Source organism: Nakamurella antarctica (assembly GCF_003860405.1).
Taxonomy (GTDB): domain Bacteria; phylum Actinomycetota; class Actinomycetes; order Mycobacteriales; family Nakamurellaceae; genus Nakamurella; species Nakamurella antarctica.
In genome coordinates, this window is sequence record NZ_CP034170.1 from 2,269,719 (window position 1) to 2,295,577 (window position 25,859).

Annotated in this window: 23 protein-coding genes and 1 pseudogene; 13 read left to right on the forward strand and 11 right to left on the reverse strand. The window is 61.4% G+C overall.

Annotation, left to right across the window (positions count from 1 at the left end):
• Positions 1-6: 6 nt before the first annotated feature.
• The 8 genes from hemC to EH165_RS10100 all read left to right on the forward strand — a co-directional run bounded on the left by hemC (position 7) and on the right by EH165_RS10100 (position 8,996).
• Positions 7-930: a hydroxymethylbilane synthase gene (gene hemC, locus EH165_RS10065; protein ID WP_239020523.1), complete on the forward strand. Its 924-nt coding sequence runs from the start codon at positions 7-9 to the stop codon at positions 928-930.
• Positions 927-1,730, forward strand: a complete 804-nt coding sequence (locus EH165_RS10070; RefSeq protein WP_124799340.1) for a uroporphyrinogen-III synthase — start codon at positions 927-929, stop codon at positions 1,728-1,730. The genes hemC and EH165_RS10070 overlap by 4 nt, the downstream gene beginning before the upstream one ends.
• Before the next feature lie 21 nt (positions 1,731-1,751).
• Positions 1,752-2,753, forward strand: a complete 1,002-nt coding sequence (gene hemB / locus EH165_RS10075; protein WP_124800446.1) for a porphobilinogen synthase — start codon at positions 1,752-1,754, stop codon at positions 2,751-2,753.
• Complete coding sequence (gene hemL / locus EH165_RS10080) at positions 2,750-4,087, forward strand: glutamate-1-semialdehyde 2,1-aminomutase (RefSeq protein WP_124799341.1); 1,338 nt, start codon at positions 2,750-2,752, stop codon at positions 4,085-4,087. Before hemB ends, hemL begins: the two co-directional genes overlap by 4 nt.
• A gap of 552 nt (positions 4,088-4,639) precedes the next feature.
• Positions 4,640-5,986: an ABC transporter substrate-binding protein gene (locus EH165_RS10085; RefSeq protein WP_164479186.1), complete on the forward strand. Its 1,347-nt coding sequence runs from the start codon at positions 4,640-4,642 to the stop codon at positions 5,984-5,986.
• A 24-nt stretch (positions 5,987-6,010) separates the two neighbouring features.
• Complete coding sequence (locus EH165_RS10090) at positions 6,011-6,919, forward strand: carbohydrate ABC transporter permease (protein WP_124799343.1); 909 nt, start codon at positions 6,011-6,013, stop codon at positions 6,917-6,919.
• Positions 6,920-6,921: 2 nt separating this feature from the next.
• Positions 6,922-7,815 (forward strand): carbohydrate ABC transporter permease, encoded by an 894-nt coding sequence (locus EH165_RS10095; protein ID WP_124799344.1) that lies wholly within the window; start codon positions 6,922-6,924, stop codon positions 7,813-7,815.
• Positions 7,812-8,996 (forward strand): aminotransferase class V-fold PLP-dependent enzyme, encoded by a 1,185-nt coding sequence (locus EH165_RS10100; RefSeq protein ID WP_164479187.1) that lies wholly within the window; start codon positions 7,812-7,814, stop codon positions 8,994-8,996. The genes EH165_RS10095 and EH165_RS10100 overlap by 4 nt, the downstream gene beginning before the upstream one ends.
• An 18-nt stretch (positions 8,997-9,014) precedes the next feature.
• Here EH165_RS10100 and EH165_RS10105 read toward each other — a convergent pair whose 3' ends face one another.
• From EH165_RS10105 to EH165_RS10120, 4 genes are read right to left on the reverse strand one after another with little or no spacing between them, the layout of a single operon-like run.
• On the reverse strand, positions 9,015-10,088 hold the full coding sequence (locus EH165_RS10105; RefSeq protein WP_124799346.1) for a Gfo/Idh/MocA family protein: 1,074 nt from the start codon (positions 10,086-10,088) through the stop codon (positions 9,015-9,017).
• On the reverse strand, positions 10,085-11,071 hold the full coding sequence (locus EH165_RS10110; protein ID WP_164479188.1) for an MBL fold metallo-hydrolase: 987 nt from the start codon (positions 11,069-11,071) through the stop codon (positions 10,085-10,087). Before EH165_RS10110 ends, EH165_RS10105 begins: the two co-directional genes overlap by 4 nt.
• Positions 11,072-11,111: 40 nt before the next feature.
• A complete protein-coding gene (locus EH165_RS10115; RefSeq protein WP_124799348.1) occupies positions 11,112-11,900 on the reverse strand; it encodes an enoyl-CoA hydratase/isomerase family protein in 789 nt (262 codons plus the stop codon).
• Positions 11,897-12,901, reverse strand: a complete 1,005-nt coding sequence (locus EH165_RS10120) for a glycoside hydrolase family 88 protein (protein ID WP_164479189.1) — start codon at positions 12,899-12,901, stop codon at positions 11,897-11,899. Before EH165_RS10120 ends, EH165_RS10115 begins: the two co-directional genes overlap by 4 nt.
• A gap of 331 nt (positions 12,902-13,232) precedes the next feature.
• On the opposite strand from EH165_RS10120, the gene EH165_RS10125 reads away from it, so the two are divergent.
• The 4 genes from EH165_RS10125 to EH165_RS10140 all read left to right on the forward strand — a co-directional run bounded on the left by EH165_RS10125 (position 13,233) and on the right by EH165_RS10140 (position 17,627).
• Entirely contained in the window at positions 13,233-14,372 is a 1,140-nt protein-coding gene (locus EH165_RS10125; protein ID WP_124799350.1) for a type 2 periplasmic-binding domain-containing protein, read from the forward strand.
• 156 nt (positions 14,373-14,528) lie between these two features.
• The gene (locus EH165_RS10130; RefSeq protein WP_124799351.1) at positions 14,529-15,314 is read left to right on the forward strand and encodes an enoyl-CoA hydratase/isomerase family protein; all 786 of its coding nucleotides are present in this window, start codon (positions 14,529-14,531) and stop codon (positions 15,312-15,314) included.
• Between the two features lie 36 nt (positions 15,315-15,350).
• Positions 15,351-16,544 (forward strand): CaiB/BaiF CoA transferase family protein, encoded by a 1,194-nt coding sequence (locus EH165_RS10135; RefSeq protein ID WP_124799352.1) that lies wholly within the window; start codon positions 15,351-15,353, stop codon positions 16,542-16,544.
• A 117-nt stretch (positions 16,545-16,661) separates the two neighbouring features.
• The gene (locus EH165_RS10140; protein ID WP_124799353.1) at positions 16,662-17,627 is read left to right on the forward strand and encodes a dihydrodipicolinate synthase family protein; all 966 of its coding nucleotides are present in this window, start codon (positions 16,662-16,664) and stop codon (positions 17,625-17,627) included.
• Positions 17,628-17,685: 58 nt separating this feature from the next.
• On the opposite strand, the gene EH165_RS10145 is transcribed toward EH165_RS10140, so the two are convergent.
• Positions 17,686-18,447, reverse strand: a complete 762-nt coding sequence (locus EH165_RS10145; RefSeq protein ID WP_164479190.1) for a FadR/GntR family transcriptional regulator — start codon at positions 18,445-18,447, stop codon at positions 17,686-17,688.
• Between the two features lie 486 nt (positions 18,448-18,933).
• On the opposite strand from EH165_RS10145, the gene EH165_RS10150 reads away from it, so the two are divergent.
• Positions 18,934-19,944, forward strand: coding sequence for a hypothetical protein (locus EH165_RS10150; RefSeq protein WP_124799355.1), 1,011 nt, complete (start codon positions 18,934-18,936; stop codon positions 19,942-19,944).
• A gap of 53 nt (positions 19,945-19,997) precedes the next feature.
• Here EH165_RS10150 and EH165_RS10155 read toward each other — a convergent pair whose 3' ends face one another.
• The 6 genes and pseudogenes from EH165_RS10155 to nadD form a co-directional block, all read right to left on the reverse strand.
• The gene (locus EH165_RS10155) at positions 19,998-22,463 is read right to left on the reverse strand and encodes a ComEC/Rec2 family competence protein (protein WP_124799356.1); all 2,466 of its coding nucleotides are present in this window, start codon (positions 22,461-22,463) and stop codon (positions 19,998-20,000) included.
• On the reverse strand, positions 22,460-23,494 hold the full coding sequence (locus EH165_RS10160; RefSeq protein WP_124799357.1) for a ComEA family DNA-binding protein: 1,035 nt from the start codon (positions 23,492-23,494) through the stop codon (positions 22,460-22,462). The genes EH165_RS10155 and EH165_RS10160 overlap by 4 nt, the downstream gene beginning before the upstream one ends.
• A gap of 105 nt (positions 23,495-23,599) precedes the next feature.
• Entirely contained in the window at positions 23,600-23,836 is a 237-nt protein-coding gene (locus tag EH165_RS10165) for an RNA-binding S4 domain-containing protein (RefSeq protein ID WP_239020524.1), read from the reverse strand.
• A complete protein-coding gene (locus tag EH165_RS10170) occupies positions 23,829-24,491 on the reverse strand; it encodes a histidine phosphatase family protein (protein ID WP_124799358.1) in 663 nt (220 codons plus the stop codon). Before EH165_RS10170 ends, EH165_RS10165 begins: the two co-directional genes overlap by 8 nt.
• A gap of 272 nt (positions 24,492-24,763) precedes the next feature.
• A pseudogene (rsfS, locus tag EH165_RS16860) lies at positions 24,764-25,114 on the reverse strand (ribosome silencing factor); the annotation flags it as partial.
• Positions 25,111-25,827, reverse strand: coding sequence for a nicotinate-nucleotide adenylyltransferase (gene nadD / locus EH165_RS10180; RefSeq protein WP_124800448.1), 717 nt, complete (start codon positions 25,825-25,827; stop codon positions 25,111-25,113). The gene nadD and the pseudogene rsfS, both read right to left, overlap by 4 nt.
• Positions 25,828-25,859: the final 32 nt, after the last annotated feature.

Consider the following 25,859-nt stretch of genomic DNA (forward strand, 5'->3'; position numbering starts at 1 on the left):
ACTTCGGTGATCCCGCGAACCCTGAAGTTGGGGACCAGGGGCAGCGCGTTGGCGATGACCCAATCCGGCATTGTCGCGCGTTCTGTGGAAGCCGCAACGGGACGCATTGTCGAACTTGTGCAGATCCGCACCGAGGGAGACATCAACCTGGGGCCCCTGGCGACCATCGGCGGAACCGGTGTTTTCGTCGCCGCCGTTCGCGCGGCGCTGGCTGCGGGCGAGGTCGACTTGGTCGTGCACTCCTGCAAGGACTTACCTACGGCTCCTGTCGACGGCATCACGCTGGCGGTCGTGCCGCCACGGGAGGACCCGTCAGATGCACTGTGCGCGAGAGACGACCTCACATTGGATGAGCTTCCGCTGGGTTCGAAAGTAGGGACCGGCTCGCCGCGGCGCGCTGCACAGCTGTTGCGCCTTCGGCCAGACCTGACTATTTCGGACCTGCGCGGAAATGTGCCGACCAGGCTCGGGAAAGTCAGTAACGGCGAGTTAGACGCGGTAGTGCTCGCAGCCTCCGGGCTCAATCGCCTCAGCCTCGCAGGCAGCATCACGCAGATTTTGACGGCAGCACAGATGCTTCCGGCGCCCGGCCAAGGCGCGCTTGCAGTGGAGTGCCGCACTGCCGACGTCGATACCGATTTCTACCAAGCGTGTATCGGTCAGCTCGACGATTTCGCCACCCGTGCCTGCATCGCCGCCGAACGCTCATTCTTGGCCGTACTTGAGGCTGGCTGCACTGCCCCGGTGGGCGCGCTGGCAACGATCAGCGGCGATGAGATGACGATCCTCGGCGCAGTCTTTGCACCCTCTGGAAGCACCGAGCTTCGCGGCAGCGCAAGCGGTTTCGCCGCCGACGCGGAGGTGATTGGCGCTGATCTGGCGTCGCAGCTGCTCGCCGAAGGCGCCGCCGCCTTGATGGCAACGGGGTGACCAACGCTCCGGGTTCTGCCGCACCGGGTTCTGCAGGGCCTCTCGCGGGCTGGCGAGTGCTGGTAGGCCGGGGAGCAGGCGAACTCGTGGACATACTGGCCGATGCAGGAGCGACGGTGAGCGCAGTGCCACTGATTCAGATTGCGCAGCCTGTGGACAGAACGGAACTTGACGCTGCGGCGCACCGCTTGGCCGCGGGCGATTTCCAGTGGGTGGGTGTGACCTCCGCCAACGGCGTTGCAGCCGTAGCGAACACCTTGTCAGCGTTGAAACTCGCCATCCCGGCCAAGACGCAGATTGCAGCAGTCGGACCGGCCACTCTTGGCGCCGCTCGCGCTGCCGGGTGGAGGGTCGATCTGTCCCCCACGGAAATATTTTCCGGAGCCGCGCTGGCCGCATGTTGGCCAGCGCCAGCACTTGGTGGCGCATCGGTCTTATTGCCGTCATCTCAGATTTCCCTGGGCACGTTGGCCGCGGGTCTCACGCAGGCTGGGTACACCGTTGAGCGGCTCACCGCCTACCTGACACTGGAGACACCGCCGCCCGCGGAGGTGGTCAGGGATCTTGAATCGGGGCAGTATGACGCTGTGCTGCTTACCTCCCCATCTACGGTGCGGGCCCTAACCCAGGCCGCAATTCCATCATCGGAGACGGTTGTCGGGTGTATTGGCGTCACCACGGCCGCGGCCGCCCGAGACGCTGGCCTCACTGTGACGTTCACGGCTGCTGAGGCAACTGCCTCGGCGCTGGCCGACGGGCTTATTTCCGCCGCAGTTTCTTTCTCACGCAGTGCAAAGTAGCACTAGGAGGGCACGCAGATGATGGAGAACTTCACCGCGCCGGAGCACCGTCCGCGCCGCTTGCGGCGAACTCCGGCGCTTCGCCGCTTGGTGGCCGAAACACGTTTACACCCAGCTGATCTCATCCTCCCGCTGTTCGTGAAGGAGGGTATCGGTGAGCCATCGGCCATCACGTCAATGCCGGGGGTGGTCCAGCACACCCGGGATTCGCTGAAAAGAGCTGCGGCGCAGGCTATCAGCGCCGGAGTCGGCGGGCTCATGCTCTTCGGTATCCCCGCCCATCGAGATTCCATCGGCTCCGGCGCCACCGACCCGGACGGTATTTTGAACGTCGCGCTCCGTGATCTGAAATCAGAGTTCGGCGATGCAGCCGTTTTGATGGCGGACCTGTGTCTGGACGAGTTCACCGACCACGGACACTGCGGCGTGCTCACCGCCAGCGGCGCTGTTGATAATGATGCGACTGTAAAGCGGTATCAGGAGATGGGGATCGCGCAGGCTGCCGCCGGGGCCGATGTCGTTGGCCCCTCGGGAATGATGGATGGCCAAGTCGGCGCGATCCGCTCATCGCTGGACGCTGCTGGCTACACCGACACCGTCATCCTGGCTTACGCTGCGAAATATGCCTCGGCTTTCTACGGCCCCTTCCGCGAGGCGGTGGACTCCGCATTGACCGGCGACCGACGGAGCTATCAGCAAGACAGTGCCAACCGGCGCGAATCGCTCCGCGAGGTTGCCTTGGACATCGCCGAAGGCGCCGACGTGGTGATGGTAAAACCGGCCATGTCCTACCTCGACATCGTCGCCGACGTCGCAGGCTCCGTTGACGTTCCCGTTGCTGCGTATCAGGTTTCAGGTGAATATTCCATGATTGAAGCGGCAGCAGCTCGCGGCTGGATCGACCGAAATCGCGCCATCGTGGAGAGCCTGCTCAGTATCCAACGGGCCGGCGCTAGCCTCACTCTCACCTACTGGGCGGCTGAAGTCGCCGGCTGGCTCAACCAGGAAGCAGGAACTCGATGACCACCCACTCCCCCGCCAGCGCAGCACTTTTTGCCCGCGCGCTCACGGTCACTCCCGGCGGTGTGAATTCGCCGGTGCGTGCGTTCCGCTCCGTCGGGGGCACTCCCCGCTTCATGGCATCTGGCCGGGGCGCGTGGATCACGGACGTTGACGGGAAGCACTACGTCGACCTCGTCGGATCATGGGGTCCGATGATCCTGGGTCACAGCCATCCCGACGTCATCGCCGCAGTTACCGATGCCGTCTCTCGCGGGCTCTCCTTCGGCACGCCCGGGGAGGGTGAGGTCCTGCTTGCCGAGGAAATCGTCAGGCGAGTCGCGCCCGTCGAACAGGTGCGCCTGGTCTCGTCAGGCACCGAGGCAACAATGTCTGCCGTCCGGCTCGCCCGCGGCTTCACCAAGCGGACCAAGGTCGTCAAGTTTGCCGGCTGCTACCACGGTCATGTCGATGCGCTGTTGGCGTCGGCCGGGTCCGGCGTCGCAACGTTAGCGCTACCCGATTCCGCTGGCGTACCCGCAACCACCACAGCTGACGTGATCGTAGTGCCCTACAACGACATCGCTGCGGTCGAGCTTGCGTTTAGCAAGTACGGCGACGAGATCGCCTGCGTCATCACCGAAGCGGCCGCCGCCAACATGGGAGTGGTTCCACCACTGCCCGGGTTCAACAAAATGCTGGCAGAAATTGCCCACCGCAACGGTGCGTTGCTCATTTCGGATGAAGTGATGACGGGTTTCCGGCTCTCCCGAGCAGGCATGTACGGGTTGGAAGCAGCTGGGTTAGATCCCGTGGCGCAGGGCTGGGCGCCGGATTTGCTCACCTTCGGCAAGGTGATCGGCGGCGGGCTCCCCGTCGGAGCCTTCGGCGGTCGAGCTGACGTCATGGCGTTGCTTGCTCCGGAAGGACCTGTCTACCAGGCAGGGACGCTGTCGGGGAACCCGGTCGCCACCGCCGCTGGCCTGGCTAACCTGCGCGGCCTCAACGACACCGTGTACGCACACCTCAACGAAACCGCCAACACTGTCGGGCGCTTGGTCTCTGATGCGCTCTATGCCGCCGGCGTTCCGAACCGGCTGCAAAGAGCTGGCAACTTGTTTTCGATCTTCTTCACCGCCGAGCAAGTCTTCAACTACGACGATGCCCGCGAGCAGGAATCGTTCCGATACGCAGCGTTCTTCCATTCCATGCTCGATGCTGGAATCTATCTGCCGCCCTCCGCTTTCGAGGCGTGGTTTGTATCTGCTGCCCATGATGATCTTGCGTTGCAACAGATCGCGGACGCGCTGCCAGCGGCTGCCGCAGCTGCGGCATCGGCGACGCCTGCACGGGCGTAGGAGCCACCTGACGTTAGGAGTCGCCGGTAATTCGCGTCCGATACCGTCAACCCCGATCGGGTACGGTCCCCCGCGGGGAAATACTTCGGGGTGCGGGCTGATATCCGAAAGGGCGAACACCTCGGGACGTGCACCGGCTCTCTGACGATGTCGTGTACTACAAATGGCCGTACGCGCGGCAGCAAGAGTACTGCGAGCGCTACCGCTGGCGAGGCGACCGAGGCAACGCAACAATCTAGTCATCTTCACGGTGCGCCAACCAGCCACACCGCGCTGCCTCAGCAATGACCCGCGTGATTTCGCTACGCTCGCACATCCAAGCCATCACTGCTTCGACCGAAAGTAGCGTGGGCGTTACGAGGCGAGGCAGTGGTTCTAGCCCCCGCTCCACTACTGTCCGACGACAAGGAACCTCGGATCAGTTGATAAAAGATCCTACAATAGGGGTTGCAACTACATTTCCTATATCCTATGCTTAGACCACGTCTTTGTGGCATCGCCATCGAGCCGATGCCACCTCCCGTCCATGGAATGTCTTCGAAGGAGAAGCACGTGATCACACAGAATCGGCGAGGGGTAGGCATTGGTGCCGCCCTCATTGCTGCTGCACTCGCTATCACCGCGTGTAGCTCTAGCTCAGATAGTGCCGGGGCTAAGGGTTCCGACGCGGCGGGTCCGAGCGCCAGTGCCAGTGCAGCGAGTCCGGTAACCATCAAGGTTCAAAGTTGGCTGGTCGGAGACGACCCCACCACTGTCGGCCCCACCCTGAAGAAGATTGACGCAATGTTCATGGCGGCCAATCCTGGTGTCACGATCGACCATGTCGGTCTTCCATTCGACAACTATTTCACCCTGCTCCGTGGCCAGGTCGCAGCTAAGGCCGGTCCAGATGTCGTCATGGCGTACAACTCCTCGGCAACCCTGGAGTTCCAGAAAGGCCTCCTAGGGCTTGGTTCGTACTACACCGCGGAAGACCGCAAGGGGTTAGTGGGCTTCCAATACGGCACCGACACTCAGAAGATCGACGGCGAGCCTTACGTGACTCCGATCCTGAGCGAGGGAAACCTGCTGTACGTCAACAAAAAACTTGTGAAGCAGTGCGGGGCCGATCCTGAAAAAATTCCCCGCGAATGGGACGGTTTTGTCAAGGTTTTGGAGCAGTGCAAAGCCGCCGGCGTCGTTCCCATGAACCTCGGAATGAAGGATGGCTACGCAATCTCCTGGTACACCCAGAATGCCACTGCCCAACTGCTGAGCCAGGACGAGTTGTTGAAGTCGGCCGATGGCAGCGTTCCGATGAACAATCCCGGAAACGTGTGGGCACTTAACGCAATTCAGGACTTGCAAAAACGCGGTCTGTATACCCCTGGCGCAGAGGGAATCACTGTCTTCTCCGAGGCACGCAATAACTTCGCGGCAGGCAAAGCAGCATTCCACTTCGGCAACTTGAGTGAGGGCGGCCAGCTGTACAAGAAGCCGCTGGGCGCCGATCTGGGCGTTGCGCTGTTCCCCAAGATTCCGGGCGACAAATATGGGGACTTCATTGTTGCTGGGCCCGGTGTTGGCTGGGCAGTGACAAAGTGGGCGAAAAACCCTGACATGGCGGCAAAGTACATCAAGTTCACCCAGAGTCAAGAGCCTCAGCAGATGCTGTTCGACCAGGGTGGAGAGCTGCCTGCCAATAGCGCAACCGCGCCGAAGAGTGACTACGCACCGGTGCAGCAGACAATTGATTGGCTCGCACTTCCGGATAATCACCTGGGCATGGTCATGTCAACAGAAGCCGGCGCTGCTATCTGGAAGAACGCAACGCTCCTGTTGTCCGGCGACCTCAGTGCTGATGATCTGATCGGCCAGATGCAAGCGGCTCAAGATCTCGTCAATAAGACTAAGAAGTAACTTCTTCGTGCGGAAGGACGGGTAGTGGCGATCCAGATACGTCGAAGCAGCAGAGGCGTCAAAGAGACTTCCCGATGGGAGTGGCTCTTCATCCTTCCTCTTCTTGTGGGCATCACTCTGGTCTTTATCGCTCCGAGTTTTGAGGCGATCGCCAAGTCCTTCACGAGATGGGACCCTGGGTACGACAGCCCGTTTGTTGGGCTGGAGAATTACCAGGATGCGCTCACAGACCCGTCCTTCCGCACGATCATCTTCAACCAGTTCTATTTCCTTTTAGCGGTCCCGCTGTGGACATTCTTGCCGCTGTTCTTCGCTGCTGTCCTGCGAAAAGGAGTGTCCCGACCAGCTATCTTCCGGTCGATCCTGTTCTTCCCCTCGATCGTGTCGGCCGCAGTGATGGGCTTGCTCTTCGTACAGATTCTCGCGCCCCTCGGTCCCCTCAACGAAGCGCTGCGGGCGATCGGTTTGGACTCGCTGACCAGAGGGTGGCTTGTCGATTCGAGTACCGTCAAACCGGTCATCGTGGCGGTGATCGCGTGGGCCACTCTCGGCACGGGTGTGGTGATTTTCTCCGCTGCTCTCAGTGCCGCCCCGCCTGATTTGTTCGAGGCTGCCGAGCTAGACGGTGCAGGTTTCTGGGCTCAATTCCGCTATGTCATCATCCCAACGTTAAAACCGACGATTCAAGTCTGGGCGGCAATTCTCTTCATCACCGTGTTTGTTTCGATGTTTCCGTGGATCTACACGCTGACGAGAGGAGGACCCGGGGATTCGAGCGGCACCCTCGACTTCCGCATCTATGAAAGCGCTCTCGTCTTCGGCAACTTCGGGATCGCAGCGGCGCAGATGGTCATCATGCTCGTCATCGTCGTCGTGCTGGGAGTCGTGGGAGCTCTTGGTGGGCAAGGCTGGCAGCGTCGGAGGAATCGATAATTGTGACAACAGCAACAGCACAAGGCGGCGTCCCGATCGAATCGGCCCCTAAAAAACCGCGCCAGTCGCTCAAAGGCCAGATGAGGGCATGGGGAACCGTGGCGTGGCTATGGGTGGCCATGATCCCATTCCTCTACCCCTTCCTTTTTATGGTCGTTACCGCCCTGCGCACTCCGAACGACTACCTACAAAACTCGGTCAGCATCATCCCCTCTGCCGTCACCTTCGAGCACCTATCGCGGGCTTGGACCGCCGGCGGGCTCGGATTAGCGATGGGCAACTCCCTCTACACCTCTGTTATCGGCGTGCTGGTGTCCTGCGCGCTCGCCACCACTGCTGGATTCTTCTTCCTGCGCCACAACAGTCGGCCCGCGAAGTTTGTTCGCATTGCGACGTTCGCCAGCCAAGCGCTGCCAGCTCCTGTCTGGCTCATCCCCCTCTATGTTGCAGCGAGCGACTGGGGGGTTGCAGATCAATTGTGGTTCCTGGGGATTCTCTACGGTCTGGTCGCGGCTCGTTTCGGGGCTTACCTCATGTACGCCTATTACCGCGGATTGCCCACGGAAATATTTGAAGCGGCCCGGGTGGATGGCGCGTCAACCGTCAAGCAGTTCACGGCTATTGTTTTGCCGCTGAGTTTGCCTCCATTGGCCACACTCGCGGCGCTCACCTTTGTCTGGTCTTGGGGTGACTTCCTTCTCGCACTCGTGTTTACGGGTGCAAGCGGCAATCCCACCGTCACGGTGGCTGCGGCAAGCCTCGTCGGCCAGTACAGCACAGGACAGCAAACACAAGCTGCCGCACTAGTTATCAGCATGATTCCGATGCTGATCGTATTCGCCTTCGCCCAGCGGTTCCTTGTCCAAGGCGCGTTGGCAGGCAGCGTCAAGTCGTGACCGCGACTCGTACGCAGCCACTCAATTCTCCACCCCCCGGGTTGACCGACATCGAGGCGATTCGGGCGCTCTACCGGCTAGACCCAGACGTGGTCCATCTCAACCACGGGTCCTACGGCGCCGTACCGCAGTTCGTAGTCGCAGAGCGCCGCCGCATCGAGGACCGCATCGACGCCAATTCCAACCGCGAGCTGCGGTATCTGCTCGAATCGGAGTTCCACACCACTCGGCACACGTTGGCCGCGTTTTGCGGCATCGACCCCGGCGGTCTAGCGATGGTGGAAAATGTCACGACGGGCGCGAGCGCTGTTCTTGAATCCTTCCCTCTGCGCGCATCCGATCAGGTAGTCGTCCCCGACGATCTCTATCCGTCCGTGCACATGGCAGTGCAGCGGGCTTGCTCTCGCGCAGATGCTGAGCTCGTGTCGGTACCTACCCCCTTCCTGACACCCGTGAACGAGTGCGTCGATCGGCTTCTGAGCAAGGTCGGTTCGCGGACGCGTCTTGTCGTCACAGACCACATCAGCACCATGTCTGCGCGCGTGTGGCCGGTCCACGAATTGGGGTCCACACTCGCGGACCGAGGGGTTGCCTATCTCGTGGATGCCTCTCACGCGCCCGGTCCGATCGAGCACCCAGCCAAGGACCTTCCCTGCGACTTCTGGATCGGCAGCTTTCACAAATGGGTAGGGGCTCCGCGCGGCTCCGCGGGTCTCTGGGTGGCGCCCCAGTGGCGGTCGTCCATGCAGTCCCCAGTTATCTCCCACGCCAATGGATGGAACTATCCGCAACTCTTCGACTGGAGCGGCACGCATGACGTCACGCCGGCGCTGGCAACGCCGTCGGCCATCGCCTTCCTGGAGTGGCTGGGCGGATCAGTGCTGTGGCAGCGCTCCGTATCTGTGGCCCGGACGGCCAACGACTTCTTGCATCACCGCTGGGGTGGAAGGGTTCTGGACCCGTCTCCCGCCATACCGATGATTGTGGTGGAGGTCCCCGAAGCAGTGGTGGCACCCGAGCAACTGGGGAATGCTGCGCGGTGGTTGAGCGACGTGGCGAAGGTAGAAGCCGTCCTGTTCCCGATGTACGGATCGGGGTGGGCGAGGCTCTCGACCCCGGTGTACGCCTGCGAGGCCGATATTGCGAAGTTCGCCGAGGCCCTCGAGGCGTACCCGGGCTAAGTCGGCCGCGGCATCTGTTTAATCCGCCAGGGTCAGCTGCTCGATGAACACCTTTTCTCCGTCGCGGAAGCTGGACTCTTGGATCGCCGCCACTATTTCAACGGTGCGCGCTCCAAGCTCCGCGGGAGAATTATTTTCCACGTCCCGACCCAGAGCCAGATCAACAAACCTATTGAGAGGTTCGACGCATTGATACGCTCCCTCGTTCGCTAGCGGGGAAGCCGACCACACGACACCGTCGTGACGCCGAATTTCGGCCCGTTCTCGTTCGACATCGAGTAGTAGAACGCCTTCGCTTCCGAAAAGTCGAATGTCAACCTGGAACTTGTCGTCGTCAGGCAGCGTGCCAGCGCCAGCGAGCGTTCCCTGAGCTCCGTTATTGAAGGCGACGGTTGAGCAGTTGTACAGATCCACCCCGGCCCCCGGCCCTGAGGCCAGTGCTCGGACAGAAACTCCTCGCAGGTCGGTCAACCACAGTGCCAGCGCCACCAGATGGCTCAATTGTCCGTGAGCGTAGCCCCCGCCTTGGAGCGGGTTTTGCCACGTTCCTGGGTCCGGCGATGCGATGGAGGGAGTCCATTGGGACGGCACGGTTCCAGCGCCGGAGAAGAACTGCTTGGTCGGTGAGGCCATAAATGCCTGCACGTATTCGACTTCTCCGATTCCGACATCGTGAAGTGCGCGGCGGGCTTCGACGATGAAAGGCGCATAGTTCCATCCAAAAGGAACCAGCACATTCTTTTCTCTACGTTCTGCTTCCTTCACGATTTTCCAGGCATCAAGCGCGGTCAGGGTCATGGGCTTCTCGCACAGGGTGTGGGCTCCTGAGGCGAGCGCGGCCATCGTGTGTTCGAAGTGCACGTGATGCGGTGTCGACACGATCACCGCGTCTAAATCTTCCTTGAGCAAATCCCGATAGTCGGTGAACGCCGTCTGAAACCCGAATTCCTTTTTGACGGTGTGCAATATTTCTTCATCCGGTCGGACTACCCCGATAAGTTCCACATCGTCCCGGGCAGCCAGCAGAGGGAAATGATTGGTTGTAGCCCACCACCCGGCTCCGATTGCGCCAACCCGCAAGCGTCGACTCATGACGCCACCCCTGCCACAGAGCGCACCGTGGGGGGAGTGGTGCTGTGGTCTATCTCCAACTCACCGCGTGCCTGCATCCGTTCCACGTGTCCGTAGACGGGTAGTCCCAGATACGGCCAAGCGGTTGGGTCCCACGGCCCGAACAGCGGAGCAGCACCATTGATGATGCTGGTGAGGGTCTGCGGTCCTTCCGCCAACTGGGAATCAATGGAACTCTGCAACTCGTCTACGAACTTGGTGGTTTCGTCGAGGAAGTCAGTGGCCGCTTCAGCGTCCATCACCCGGTAGTGGGAAGTAAGAAGCAGGGCCGGCGCGAACTTGCGCACGAGCGCCACCGTGGCCAAGTAGTCATCGAGGTAGCGGTAGGTCGGCGGAAAGGCGGGCTCCCCGTTCGCTAGCGGCACCGTCGCCCCCAACACTGCATCACCGATGACGAACGCACGGCTACGCGGATCCCAGATGCTCACGCTCCCATACGAATGGCCCGGAGTGTGCACGAGGCAGACCTTCCAGTCTTCGCTGAGGCGAAAGGTTTCCTCCCCGCGCATCCCCACATCTACCCGCGTCAATTGCGTGGCGGCGCGTATACCGGCTTTGCTTTCCTCGGTCTCGTCGACTCCATGACAGGCCAACTCGCCATACCGCTCCACAATCAGAGCCTCTACAGACTCCGTCTGGTGACGATCGGCCTCGCCAGCCACAAATGTCGCGTTCGGAGACCACTCACGAAACGCAGCGTTGCCGCCCGTGTGGTCAAAATCGCAGTGTGTCGACACCACATATTTGAGGCTCTCGGGCGTGACACCCAGTGACTCGAGCGCGGGAATGAAGACCTCCCGTGCGCTGCTGTCGAAACCGGTGTCGACGATCAGGCTTGCCTCCTCTCCGCGAAAGAGATAGCTCGCGATGAACCGCTCGCCGATCGGCGCGACGATCCGCATCAAGCCGGGTGCAACCTCAGTCGTATTCGTCTCGTTCGTCATCACGCGGTGTCCTTTCGGCTGAAACCGTTGGTAGGTAGAACTATTCGCCGGTAAATTGTGGAGGGCGCCGCTCTGCGAACGCTGCGCGCCCCTCAGCGGCATCCTGTGTGCCGTGCTCGTACACAAAGGTGTCGTTCTCGTAACCGAGACCTATCTCAAGACTTGTGCTCATGGATACGCGAACTAGGTGCTTGGCATACTGCGCCGCGATGGGCGCATTGGCTGCGATCCGCGCTGCGAGAGCATCCGCTTCGCTCAGGAGTACTTCCGGTTCAACCACCCGCTGGACTAGCCCCATCGCGCAGGCTTCTGCCGCAGAAAGTCGGTCACCGGTAAGAAGTAATTGCAGCGCATTCCCGTAGCCGATAATCCGTGGCAGAAGCTGGGTCGCCCCTGCTCCCCCGTGCCAGCCGAGTTTGATTTCGGCAGCGCAGAAGGTTGACGTCGGAGTGGCCAGGCGAATGTCGCTGAACAACGCCAGTTCAAGTCCACCGCCGAACGCATAGCCGTCGATGGCGGCTATCACCGGCTTACGGACGTTTCCGATGGCGCGCGCGTAATCCACCCGATTACGAAGCTGCCAACTTGTGCCGTACTGATCGAGGGCACTCACATCGCTGCCTGCGCAGAAAGACTTCGGTCCGGTTCCCGTGAGCACCACCACCCGTACGGCGTCGTCGTCATTGACCTGCCGAACCAACTCGGCCACACGAACACCCATCGCGGGCGTGATGGTGTTGAGTTTTGCAGGGCGGTTGAGCGTTATTCGCGCTACGTGCTCACTGGTGTGCTCGTAGATCACCAGATCTTCGATGGATTCTTCGGTCATTGCGTGCCTTCCAATCCGGCTCGCAGGCGTTCGCCTGCAAATCTCAAAATGCTGCCCTGACCCCACACGTTGGTTTCTGTAGGGAGAGTTCGGTACATCTGATCGTCGTCGACATCTGCGGCACCGGCCCAGGTGCAGGCCGACGTTCCCCAAAAGGATCCGTCCGCATCGATTCGCCCGGCGACTGCTTGCCATGCGCGGTCAGCCGCTTCGGCAAATTCCGGACCCAGCAACCCTGCCGCGACGCCCGCGGTAAATGCGGCGCCGAAGAAGGCTGTCGCCGAGGATTCCAGGTAAGCCTCGCGATCATGTAAAAGCGTTCGCCACATTCCTGCGCAGTCTTGTACTGACAGCACCGCGTGTGCCAGCTCAGCAAAGTCTTGCTGCGCCCAAAGTGGCGGCTGCTCCATCAATCGCAGGGTATCGATCATTCCGAGCAGGGCCCAGCCGCTGCCACGGCCCCACCCATAGCCGTGGCCCACTCCCGTTCCCGTGTCAAAACTATGACGCAGGAAAGGGCCCCTCGGATCCCGCAGCACGTCCATGTGCGACTTCCATGCTTCGAGCGCCTCGTCCCTGCGCTGCTCGCCTCCCAGCGCCGCGAGGAAGGGCGGCACGTGATAAATCGAGTCCACCCACACCGTATGTCGGTATTGCGGCTGATCGGGTCGATACAGCGGAGCTCCGTCCGGCGAGCGCGGGACGTTGGCTAACCACTGTGCAAGGCGCTGGGCCGAAGGGTGATCGCGCCCGACGGCCTTCACCAGCGCGAGCCCCGGGGTGAGGTGGTCGGTCCAGGACGGCGTTTGCTCGGTCCAGTTTTGTAAGAAGCGGAGGGCATGCTCTCCAGATGCCTCATCCGCTGCCAGCTCGCGAGCTTCTTGAAGCCCGTCGATCGCAATCCCGTCTCCCCAAAACCAGATCGAGAAGTCGTATCGACGGGTTCGCTCCGCGCATCGCACGAGGACCTCAGTCGCTGCTAGCGGGGCAGGTTTGCTCATACCCATTTCATCCTTGCTCATCATGGTGAACCTACGAACGGCCGGTTATCCCCGCGTTCGCTGGGCGTGCGCTACGTTATGTAGGACTAAATACGGTCTCATTTCGAATGTCAACCCTTTCCTCACCGACCTGCGCGATCACAAGTCTTGGCTCGAGGATCTGGGAACAGCCTCTGACGCGATTGAGCCCGCGCCTTGGTGTTTCGCGCCGCACAAAATGTAGGAGGAGTCAGCCACACATGAAACAGAACGCATCGCTCAACAACCCCCGGCTCGCGGCGCCATCGTCACGACTGGAGTTGCCAACCACCCGCGTAGCACCGGCCGCGTCATGAAAGAACTGCGCGGAATTACCTGGACACACGAGCGCGGCTTCGCGCCACTGAAGCGACTCGCGGAATTGGCACTGCTCGATGGCCCCCTGCGGGTGGACGCGCCGCCAATCGTCTGGGAGGCACAAGATCTCGCCGGGTTCGAGAGCAGGTCGATTGCGGAACTGGCGAGAGAATACGACCTTATTGTCCTCGACCATCCGGGCCTTGGCCGGGCATGGAGCGCGGGCGCATTGGAGCCACTACAAGAATTGTCAGGACTGACCCCGGCAGATCTCGAGGGCCGCTTCGTGACCGGGAGCCTCGCGTCATATCACTACAGGGGCGCCCAGTGGGCGATTCCGATCGACGCTGCCACGCAGGTATCCGCGTGGGCGGATTGCCAACCGGCCGCCACCTGGGCCGAGGTCATCAGCCGTCAGGACGATCGGATGGCCCTTCCCACAAAATCGCCACACGCGATGCTTACTTTTTTGGGAATCGCCGCGGCGGTGAGCCCAGGGTTCGAGATGAGCGCCCACGAACTCGTCCCCGCACGCACCGGCGAGAACGCAATGGAAATCTTTGGGAACATGGTGCGCTCCATGCCTTCTGCCTCATTGGACATGGATCCGATCAACATTCTCGAGAAGATTTCTGATGGTCAGCTAGATGCCTGCCCTCTTCTTTACGGCTATGTAACCTACGCCCGGCCAAGCAGCCGCAAACGCATCATCACGTTCGCTAACGCACCAGGCACGCACAGCGGCGCCCCGGGTTGCATTCTCGGCGGGACAGGTTTGGCGCTCTCCCGCCACAGCGCCAACAAGGAAGGAGCACTCGCGCATCTTCGTCAGATTTCGAGTGAAACAGCGCAGCAGGAAGTGTTCGGGGCGGCTGGCGGCCAGCCCGCCGACGCCACGGTGTGGGGTGAATCAAGCCTGGACCGCGAATCGAACGGGTTCTACTCGGCCACCTTGCGCAGCCAATCCGGGAGCATGGTCAGGCCCCGTTATGACGGGTGGATCGACTTTCACCACGATGCGTCGACATTCCTCCTGACGAGCGCACGTGATAATCGCCGCCCCCCGGAGGTCGTTGCCCGGCTGAACAAACTCCATCGCGAAGCGATTCAATCCTCGAGTTCGCCGGTGCTCTAGGCACATTTTCCTGCCGGAGGAAAAGTCGACGGGGCCACGGCGAGTTGCTCCTTGTGGAGACCCCACGGGTCGTGTTAACTCCTACATATGACGTAGTGCCTGCAGCGCAAGCCACGAAATCAAGTAGACCCGTGCCTTTACTGTCGGAGGAATTACATGACATTTACGGAATTACCGGACGAGCTGAAGGCAGACATCGTTGGTCCTGTCATCACCATCACCATCAACCGACCGCAAAAGCTCAACACCCTCACTCCCGCGATGGGCCGCGCACTCAAGCAACTCGTCCTTGAAATAAACGAGAACGAGCAGGTCAGGGTCGTCATCCTGAAGGGAGAGGGCGAGCGCGCCTTTTCTGCTGGCAGCGACGTGTCGGTCCTCGATGAGTACGGCACTAATTGGCAGCTGCGGAACAGGACGGATTATGCGCGCGAGATCTGGGCGATCAGAAAGCCGGTCATTGCGCAGATCCGGGGGCACTGCGTGGGCGGCGGCCTCGAGCTGGCACTACTGAGCGACATTCGGGTTGCTGACCACACTGCTTCCTTCGCCTCCGGCGAGATCAAACTCGGCTGGCACGGCGGCGCCGGCAACACCCAGCTCCTCCCGCGAACTATTCCACTGGGCGGCGCGGCGCTCATGCTCTTCACCGGAGATCCGGTGTCGGCCGCGGAAGCTCTTCGGCTTGGGTTGGTCGATGTGCTTGTCGAGCCCGATCAACTAGATCACACCGTGGCCGACATCGCCGAGCGGATTGCACGGAACTCGCCCATCGCGGTTCAGTTGACGAAACACTTGATTCGAACCTCGCAATCAACATCGCTCGAGGTTGGACTAGCTCACGAGAATGACCTCTTTGCATACTGTTTCACCACCAACGACTCTCAAGAAGGTCGCGCCGCATTCGCGGAACGTCGACCGCCGAACTTCGCCGGAAACTGATCCGCAAGCCCCTTCAGAACGGAAGAACTTTCGACCATGAGCACTAACGTATCTCGCCCTCTTGATGGGCTTAGGGTGATTGATCTGTCCCAAATGCTGGCGGGACCAATCTGCGCCATGCGGCTCGGAGATCTGGGTGCCGATGTGATCAAGGTCGAACCGCCCGCTGGTGAGTGGACCCGCACGCACCCCTTCGCCAACGCCCGCGTCAATGGGGAGTCGACCGCGCTCCTAGGGCTCAACAGGAACAAGCGCAGCGTGGTGATCAATGTCAAAGATCCCGAAGCGCTTGAGGTGCTGCACGAACTGATCGGCACAGCGGATGTCGTGTTGCAAAATTTCCGAGTAGGGACTGCCGAGCGCTTGGGCATTGGGTACGAGCAGATAGCGGAGCGGCACCCACATATCGTTTACTGCCAGATCAGCGGGTACGGCGAGGACGGCCCGTACCGAGATCGACCGGGACAGGACCTCCTCGTACAAGGCGTTTCCGGCTCGATGTGGTCGGTCGGATCACGTACCGATCCTCCTCTGCCCGGGGCATTGTGGGCGGTGGATGCGATGACCGGTTACCAGGCTGCAATCGGCATTTTGTCCGCCATCCGGGAGCGCGACAAGACGGGGCTCGGGCAAAAGGTATCGGTCGACATGTGGTCTGTGGTCATGGATTGCCAGACTCAGGAGTTCACTACGTACTTGAACTGCGACATTTTGCCCGAGCGCAGCGAGGAGCAATTTGCCCACGCCTGGACCAACCCGCCTTACGGAACTTACAAGACCAAGGACAGCTACATCGTGCTCTCCCAGCTGCCCATTGATGTGCTCGGCGAAGCCGTTGACGACGACCGATTAAGGGCAATCAGCTCATGGGACGAGGCAGAGGAAAGGCGGGATGAGATCCGGCGCATTCTTCTTCAGATCATGCCTACTCGCACCACGGCCGAGTGGCTAGAGGTGTTGTACGCCGCCAAGCTGTGGGCGGGCCCTGTCTACACCTATGCCGACATCGAGGCTGATCCCCATGTCAAAGCCCGCGGAATGATTTCCACAATTTCGCATCCCACAATCGGAGAATTAAGGCTTCCGTCTGTACCCATTCGCTTCTCTCGAAGCACCGCAGACATTCGAGTCGCCCCCCCTTTGCTCGGGCAGCACACCGAGGAATTGCTCGAAGAGATCGGCATCTCCGCGGCTACCAGGGACGCTCTCCGAGAACGTGGTTCGATCTGAGCCAGCGCAAGAGAGTTGCATACTTTCAGGAAGTCCTTCGCTACACCCAGCATCTGACCTACACCGGTAACACAGGCAGCACCCGCGCAGCATCTATGGAAAGCTGGTAATAGCATCATGAGTCACGTTCTCACTGGGGTTGCACCAGTCGCCCCGACGGTCTTCGCCGAGGATGGAAGCTTCGACCCGGCAGGGCAAAAGCGAGTCGCTCGGTATCTGATCGATGCCGGCAGTGATGCTATTTGTTTGCTGGCGAACTATTCGGAACAATTCTCCGTGACCGACTCCGAACGCGATGCCATCATCGACCACACGATGGAGGAGGTGGGCGCGGAAGTTCCAATAATGGTTACGACGAGCCACTTCAGCGCTCGCATAGCGGTGGAACGTTCGGTGGACGCTCAGCGCCGCGGTGCCAGCGTGGTCATGCTCATGCCTCCGTTTTACGGCGCCACCATGTCGGTGGACGACCAAAGCGTCTTCGACTACTTTTCCCGCGTCGCGGATTCAATTGACATCGACATCATGGTCCAAGATTCTCCGTTGAGTACCACAAAGCTCTCCGTCGAACTGTTGACGCGGCTGGCTAGAGAAATACCTCAGATTCGGTACGCCAAAATTGAAGTACCCCGGACTGCGGAGAAGCTGCGGGCACTCACAGTGGGAGCGGGAGACAAACTCCCCGGGCTATTCGACGGCGAGGAGTCGATCACGCTCATTCCAGATCTTCATGCCGGGGTTGTCGGAACGATGTGTAGCGCCGTCATTCCCGACCGGCTTGGCGGCATTGTGCGCGCATTTGCCGCTGGGAATGTAGAAGGTGCGACCCAGGAATGGGAGCAAATTCTTCCCCTCATTCACTACGAAAATAGGCAATGTGGACTTCTGGCCGCTAAGCAGCTGCTATTCGAAGGCGGAATCATCACCAGCCCGGCAGTCCGGGCACCTATACAGCCCCTTCAGGATTGGAAGGTGCGCGAGCTCATGGCATTGGCAACGAAGAATGACGCACTAATCCTGCGGTGGGCAAAAAAAGGCGGTCGCCACCCCTCGATCCACCCCCAGCCACGCGGCCGAGCCTAGGGATGGCGCGAAACCTAGGCACTCTTGACGCTTTCATGAAGCGAAATGCGACACGTCCTCACGCTGGGTCGGGCGTTCCAGCATCTCTTGCCCACCCGCGGCCAAGCACGGATTCAATGTCCGATTGGCTCGCTATTAGGAGCCTGCTCATTGCCTTCTGCGCTTGGACGGCTGATCTTGCGGCAATGGCATTAGCGATTTCCAGATGCTCCTCAGCCCTGGATCCGTGCCCCATAGACACCGTGACCTCTCGGCTGAGCCGCAGTCCTACTTCAATGGCCGCGCCGATTTGCATGAGGAGATCGTTATGCGCGGCCGCGAATAGCGCCCGGTGAAACTGCATGTCTACCTCAATGAATGTCGCCGCGTCACCCTCGACCAGTTTCATTTCTCGGGCAAGGGCAGAAATGAGGCTCACTTCGGAGTCTGCCGCCCGAACCGCTGCGTGAGCGCAGGCAGCTGGCTCGATCATCGCCCGCAGGTCTGCAACGTCGCGCAAAAGCTTCAGGTCGATCTCCGCAGTCGATCGCCAAGAAAGAACCTCCGGATCCAGCATGTGCCATTGATCAGAGGGGAGCACCTGGGTGCCCCTCTTCGAACGGCTTTCCAGAAGCCCTTTGGAGGCCAGCACCCTGATGGCTTCGCGAATCACCCCACGGCCGACGAGCAACTCGGCGACGAGATCCTCTTCCCTGGGAACAATTGAACCGACGGGGTATTCCCCGAGGACAATCCGCCGACCTATCATTTCCACTATCTGCGTGTGGGTACGTGATAGCCGCGGCCGATCAGCACCCTCGGCGAGCGGAGTGTCGTTCATAACCGCTCCTTTGCTCATCAAAGTTCCCTACAAAAGGTGATTCAGAACTACCTGACCATAGTGAACCACCTGCACGCTTATGGCCTAGTTTATAGATACGCGAGGCACGGCGGCAGCCTTCTCACCTTGGCGAGATGTACGGGGATACAGCTGCCGGAAAATACTCATACTCTCGGAATTAATACTCGTCCCGGGTGCGCCATTTCCCTAGCTCGCACCGATCAGCCTGCGCCCCCAGATCATCCTTCGCGCACCCTACTGTGGTGTTGCTTGAGCAATCGATCCATCCAGCCAACAAGCCCCAGCTCCCTCAGATTCTGCCACCGGTGGCGTCATGGTCCGTATTTTAGGCTAGCGACGTGAGAGAAGATGCCAGCTCCGCGTCGGTGGATACAGCAGCAGGTGCATCAGGATCGAACTACTGTTCTATAGTCAGTACAGTGCTGGGCAACGGTCCCATCCCCACTCCTGAGAAAAGGTCGCCACATGCCGCCGCGTTCACGTATCGCGTTTGCACCTCTGGACTTGGACGCTGCGCGAAGGGCGCTCGCTGACGGTAAAAACGTCCGCGTCGGCATAGTGCCGATGGGCCTGTTTCCCTCCGGCGGCAGTGGGCGACTGCGTGCCATCGGCGACCCTGCCACCGAAGGCGAAGAATTTCTGCACGTGGAAGTCACCCTCGCTGGCTCGAAAGACGTCATCCCATTTGCTCCGGGAGATTTGACGCCCATCAAGCGGGGCCAAGCCGAACCAGAGCCAGTTCGCTCGGCGAAGCCAGCTACACCCGTTCGCGCCGCACGCACGGCGATTGCGCCTCGCGCCGCCTCGGCGCTGCGTTCAGTTTCCGCGGTGGCAGCACCTCCCACCCTCGCCGCGGTCCCCGCGCTCCCATTAATGCCCATTGTGCCCGCTCAGCCGCTCTCGGGCAGCACCTCAAGGCCCTCACTGAATGCCGTGCCTGACCAGAAACTTGCCACCCCTGCACGCTTACACGCAGCTGGCGCTCTCACCGCAACATCGGATCCTGCTGCGCCGAAAAGCGCTGCGCCGCACAGTACTGCGCCGAAAAGCGCTGCGCCGCACAGTACTGCGCCGAAAAGCGCTGCGCCGAAATCCGTCTCTCCCACTACGGGCGTTGCGGCCGCAACCGAGGTGGCAACCGGTTCACCTGGAACTGAGCCCCGCTCGAATCAGCCAGCGAAGAAAAATTCACGCGGCAAACGGTTGCCGGTGATCATCACCCTGAGCACCACGGGCGTGGAGAATACCGCGTGGCAAATCGAAGCCCGCCAAGGAACGAAAATAGTGGTCCGAGCAGCTACCGTCGCGCCGACGAGAGCCGCCGAGTTGGTGGCAACCCTCAACAATGAGTCGCTGACCGATTATGTCGCTGGAGTTCTCGCCGAGCATCGCAAGCACGTACAGGAACGGGCAGATCACTTGGCGGCCGCGTTGGCAATCGCCCAGGCAGAACTCGACCAATACCCACAAAGCTGAGTCACTCGCATCGCGATCTGGCCGTGCGCCACGACCCGCACTGGCTCTGGGCTTTAACCGACCCCGACGCGGAGGGAGGGCCCTCGAGTAGCCGTTGAGATGCCGCCCGCGCCCAGACACACCGCGATATCCCCGTCGGTATCAGTGCGCAGCACCACCCGCGCGCCAGCCGCGCGCACCGTGTCGAGCGCAAATTTGGTGGGATGCGAAAAGTCGTTCCCGATACCCACGCCGATCATCACGACTTGCGCGTCGACGGCCGCAATCAGCGCGGGCAACAGGGTGGCCGAGCCGTGATGCGGGAGCTTCAACACCTCTGCCCGCACATCGACGCCATCGGCGAGCAACGCTCGCTGCGCCTCGTCTTCGATATCCCCCGTGAATAGAATCCTGATTCCGCCCACATCTGCGCGGAACACCACCGATTGATCGTTCGGTGAGAGGAAGCTCCCGATCCTGCCACGATCTGGTCCCAATACGTCAAGTAAGACATCGCCGGCCGAGAATCGTTGTCCCATAGCGAGTTCCATCATGGGAATACCGCGAACGGCAGCCAACCGGGTCACCGTCTGCCACGCAGACTTCGGCTCCCGACCGGGACCTACTGCGAGGGCGCCGACAGTCCGCCCCCGGATAGCACCCTCGAGCCCGTCAACATGGTCGGCATGCAGATGTGTTAACACCAGCAACGTGATCGCCGTGATTCCTAATCGCTCGAGGCAAGCATCCATGAGATCCGGATCTGGCCCGGTGTCGATGACAACGGCTGAACCGGGTTCGCCTGTGGACAGCACGAACCCGTCCCCCTGTCCCACTTCGCATCCCACCACCGCCCAGGCTTCGGGTGGCCAACCTATGGACAACGCCGCGCTCGGGATTAGCACCACTGCAACGCCTGCCGTTAGCGCCGCAGCGAGTGCTCGAATCCGTCGGGCACGCAGGGTAAATGCTGCCGCCGCAGCAAGGGCAGCGAGCCCCATCACGCCCCACACCGATGACGACCATGGCACCGTCGCCAGCGGCCAATCGGCGGCCATGTGCGCGACCGACGCGATCCAACCCACCAGTGGACCAGCCCCTGCTATCAAAATTTCCGCAGCCCAGGGCACGAAAACCACGACAGCTGCAGCGGCTGCGCCAAGAATGAGCAACGGCGCCACCACCGGAGCAACCAGGATGTTTGCGGGTACCGACGCGAGCGAAATCGAGCCCGAAATAGCTGCCACTATTGGCATCGTGAACAGGTGCGCCACGATAGGCACCACCAGCAGATCCGCCCAGCCCGCGGGCCATCCCCTGCGCTGAAGGGACTCTGACCACGCGGGAGCGACAAGCACGAGACCCCCGGTCGCCAGGACGGACAGCGCGAAACCAGGACTCACCGAGAGTGCGGGGTCATAGAAAAGCAACCCGATGACGGCTGCGAACAACGCGGGCAGCGCCGTCCGCGTTCGTCCGACGAGAAGCGCCAGCATGGTTACCGCACCCATCACGGCCGCGCGTAAGACGGATGGCCCGGGCCGCACAATCACTACAAGCATCACCAGCAGGACAAACCCCAGCACCGCAGCAGGCCTCGGACCTGCCCTACGAAAGAAGACCATTGCAGCACCGCACAAAATCGAGAAATGGCTGCCCGATACAGCCAGCAAGTGCGCAAGACCCGCCACTTTGGCGTCGGCCGAAAGTGCGACGCTGATGCCGGACACATCACCCAGAATGATCCCTGGCAGCAGCCCCGCCGACTCGGGCGCGAGCCGTGCGCTCGCGTGCACAAAGTCATCACGAACTCGCACCGCGGCCCTCTGATACCAGGGAGCGGCGCCGGTGACCTGCGGGTCGGACTTTGCCGTCAGTGTTGCGCCAGGAAAGGCCGAATACGCGTCTGGAGCGAAAGTCCCATAGGCGACGACCTTTTCACCCGGAATCAGATCGCCCCAGGTCGACCCAACACCGAAAACAGTGATTGAGCTGCTGGTCGATCTCACGCCATCGCCGGTGTCCACGCCCACTGACCACGCCCTGATCAGGAACCTGCTGTTTCCCGGTTCTGCGGCGCCGAACGACGATTCCATCCGCTGCGGATCGGAGGTGATCGTCAGCTCAAGGCGACCCCAGTCGCCCAGAGCCGCGGCCAGATTGACTGGATCTTTCTCCGCGGCGTGCACCCGGAGCGCTGCCGCGCCGCTCGATGCCAACAAGCACAGGAATACAGCGGCGCACCCCGGCAGGACAGCGGATCTCATGAGGAAGGACGTGTGTGAACTTCGTGACCTGATCAGCAGCCCCAGCACGAGAGCGAGCAAGCTCAAGGCTGACACCGTCCCGAAACCCAGCGCTGGGCGAAGCCACAGGGTAAGGGCGCTGCCCATCCATACCGCAGCGGCTGGCGCCGCTAACCGCAGGTCGATCGGCGGCTTCACCTCTGCCTCGACCATTCGCGCGGAACGCTTGATGCGAGCACGATTCGGAGCGGCGTGCACCGGCTGCGATCCGTGGGCTGGCGCAGCTCTGGTCACACTGTCACCAGCGGCGACAGCGTTGCATACCGCGATGGCCCAATGCCGGACACTTCTTGCAGTTGCTCTACCGCGGTGAAGGGGCCATCGCTTTCGCGACGCCCGATAATGTTTGCGGCCATGACCGGGCCCACCCCGGGCAGGGTTTCCAGCAGCGTCGCATCGGCGGTGTTGAGGTTGATCAGCTTCCCGGTATTAGCAGCCCCGGAGTTACTCGACTGCTGCGTGCCCACAACGTTTCCGGCTCCGGATATCACTACGACAGAGTCCCCGTCGGAGAGTTTCGCCGCCAGGTTGAGGCCGGTCAGATCCACTCCTTCGGCTATCCCGCCCGCTGCCGCGATGGCATCCGCCACTCGCGCCCCAGGCTCCAGACGGACCAGCCCGGGCCTGGCTACTTTGCCAGTTACCGAGACAAAAATCTCAGTCAGCGCAGGCGCGGCTGTCGCTGGCGGCGACGAGACCCGAGACGCACTTGCTGCTGCCGATTCGCCAGCACCAAGCCCAGTCAGACCCAGCCCGCTCAGCGGCATAGCCGGGACTTGTTGCTGGCTAGGAACAGTCAGCCACACACCGAGTGCGGCCGCTACCGCGGCAAGAGCGGCGACCGAAGCTAGGACGAGCGCTCCCTTTCGTCCGGGATCTACGCGAGCACCCCGCAGTGGCTCTGGGATCCACCGAGTCTTGAACCGGCCCCATCGACCTGACGGCCCGGCCCCCTGGTGCCGCAGCCGGCCCCGGCTCCCATCATGGCGAGAGCTGCAGTTCCCCTCGGCGTCTACGTCATCACTGCCGCATTCTGCGCACGATTCATTTCCGGCATCGTTACCTTCTGCACTGATGCCGCTAGTCTGCAGCGGCGAAACAGCCAGCACAGTCGCTGGACCGGAGGGGTGTGACTGCGCGCTTACCGGGGCCTTCCAGTCTGGGACCCAGCCTGGCGCCGTGCTCGCGAGCGGCGACTCGTCACTCGTAGTGCCCCGACCCACCAGCACCTGGAGCCGCCTCGTCGGATCACTGGGGGTGCGCACTTTTGTACGGTAGGTGCCGCGGGTGCCGCGCGCTGGCCGTCATGTGGCAGAAGTGGACAGATTCCCGCTTGTGGACAACTCGCTAGAGCGGTGATCCGTAGCCGACTAGATCAGCCGAACAGACTCAGCGCTTGGTCCACTGCCCAAGGTGACCACGTCGCCACGTTCAAGTTGTCGTCCTCGGCGCAGTTCGACATCGCCGTTCACGCGGACGCTGCCATCAGCGATCACCTCTTTAGCCTCCGACCCAATTTCAATCAGGTCCGCAAATTTGAGCAGCTGACCGAGCCGGATACCACTGCCGGTGATCTCGACCTGACGGATATCGGAAGCTTCAGGCACCGGGCACCTCATCTTCGCCGCCGGGGATGACGACACTGGCAAGTCCGGCATTGTAGGAATGGAGTCGCCAGCCCGAGGTAATGTCGGCGCCGTCAAGGCGATGCAGTACCACCCAGTGGCAGTTGTTGACGCCAATCAAATGGCCCCACACCGCATCCGGCAAATCGAGTAGCAGCCCGGTCAGGCCGACAATAAGCCCGCCGTGCACCACCAGAAGCGCGCTATCCGTGTTTCCCGCATCCAATTCGGTCACCACCTGGTTTGCCCGCTGCGCAACCTGCCAGCGCGACTCCCCGTCCGGGGGCGATTTGTGCGCCGAAGTGGTGCGCCACTGTGCCCACTCGCCGGGCCAGCCAGTAACCACGTCGTCTCGGGTCAACCCTTCCCACTGGCCCATATGCGTCTCACGCAGGCGCTTGTCGATCAACACCTTCTGACCCAGCAGCGCTGCAACCTCCAGCGCCGTGTCGTGAGCCCTGTCAAGATCAGAGGAGACGATGACACCCGGGGCAAGCGCCGCCACCGAGGGCGCCGCCGCCACCGCTTGGCTGCGGCCCACTGCGTTGAGCGCAATATTGCTATGGCCCTGCATTCGGAACGCAACATTCCAGTCCGTCTGGCCGTGGCGCATCAGGACAAGGCGTTCCAGGGTCATCCCAAGTCCTTGCTGGTCACCTCTGAATGATCATCATCCTCGTCTGGATCGGATCCGTCACCGAGCTCTGACTCGAGTTCTGCTAGTTCCTCGTCTTCGTCCTGGCTGAGGGTGCCAGCACTGCCGCCGTCGAAATCGCGGACAATACCTGCCGCTGCGGCGGACAAGTCGGCCATTGCGGCGCTGGGGAGCGAGTACTCCGCGCCACCTAGCTGATCCTCTGGCACCTTTGCGAGGTCCTCGATCGTGAGGTTAGGACCATCCGGGCCTTCCTCGTAAGCGAAAGTCGGGCAGTCGCGCCAAAGCCTCTCGAGTGCATAGAACACTCTCTCCTCGTTGTGCTGGACGTGCACCACGATGTCGAGGAAGTCGAGAAGAACCCAACGACCGTCCTTTTCGCCCTCCCGACGGGTCGGCTTCACACCGAGCTTACGAAGCTGCTCTTCGACCTCGTCCACGATCGCCGAAACCTGGCGTTCGTTGGAGCCCGATGCGATTACGAAGGCGTCGGTGATGGCCAATCGATCGGACACATCGATAATCACCACGTTCTGGGCCAACTTGTCCGCTGCCGCATGTGCGGCCGCCAAGGCCAGTGTGCGAGCGGAATCTGTTGCAGTCACTGCTCTCCCTCAAAACTTTCAGTAATTTCTTTCGCGATACCAGGCGGCAACACGATGCCGTCCGGTCTGTGTTCTGGTTCCGGCACTCTTCGTCGGTGCTCGCCGGAATCCTCTTGGTACAGCCTATGTTTGGCGATGTATTGCACAACGCCGTCCGGTACCAGATACCACACCGGGCCGCCGCCGCGCACTCGCGCTCGGCAGTCTGTGGATGAGATGGCCAACGCCGGAACTTCCATCAACGTGACGGCATCCGGCGGCAACGTCAACTCGGCCATGCTGTAGCCAGGCCTGGTGACACCGATGAAATGTGCCAAGCCAAACACCTGGGCGACATTCTTCCAACTCATTATGGCGGTCAAAGCATCTGCGCCCGTGATGAAAAACCAGTCAGCTTCCGGGTCGGTCCGGCGCAGATCGGTGAGCGTATCGACGGTGTAAGTCGGTCCGGGGCGGTCAATGTCGACTCGTGAAACGGAGAACCGCGGGTTGGCTGCGGTGGCGATTACGGTCATCAGGTAGCGGTCTTCCGCAGGTGTCACGCCAGCCTTCTGCCACGGTTGCCCGGTGGGGACGAAGATAACCTCGTCAAGGTCGAACCTGTCCGCTACTTCGCTCGCCGCCACGAGGTGGCCGTGGTGGATCGGGTCGAAGGTGCCACCCATAATTCCGATACGCCGGCGGGCCCCGCTGTGCCTGGTGATCGGACTCATAAAAACGCCACCGTTGGCGGCGGCGGCGCGGG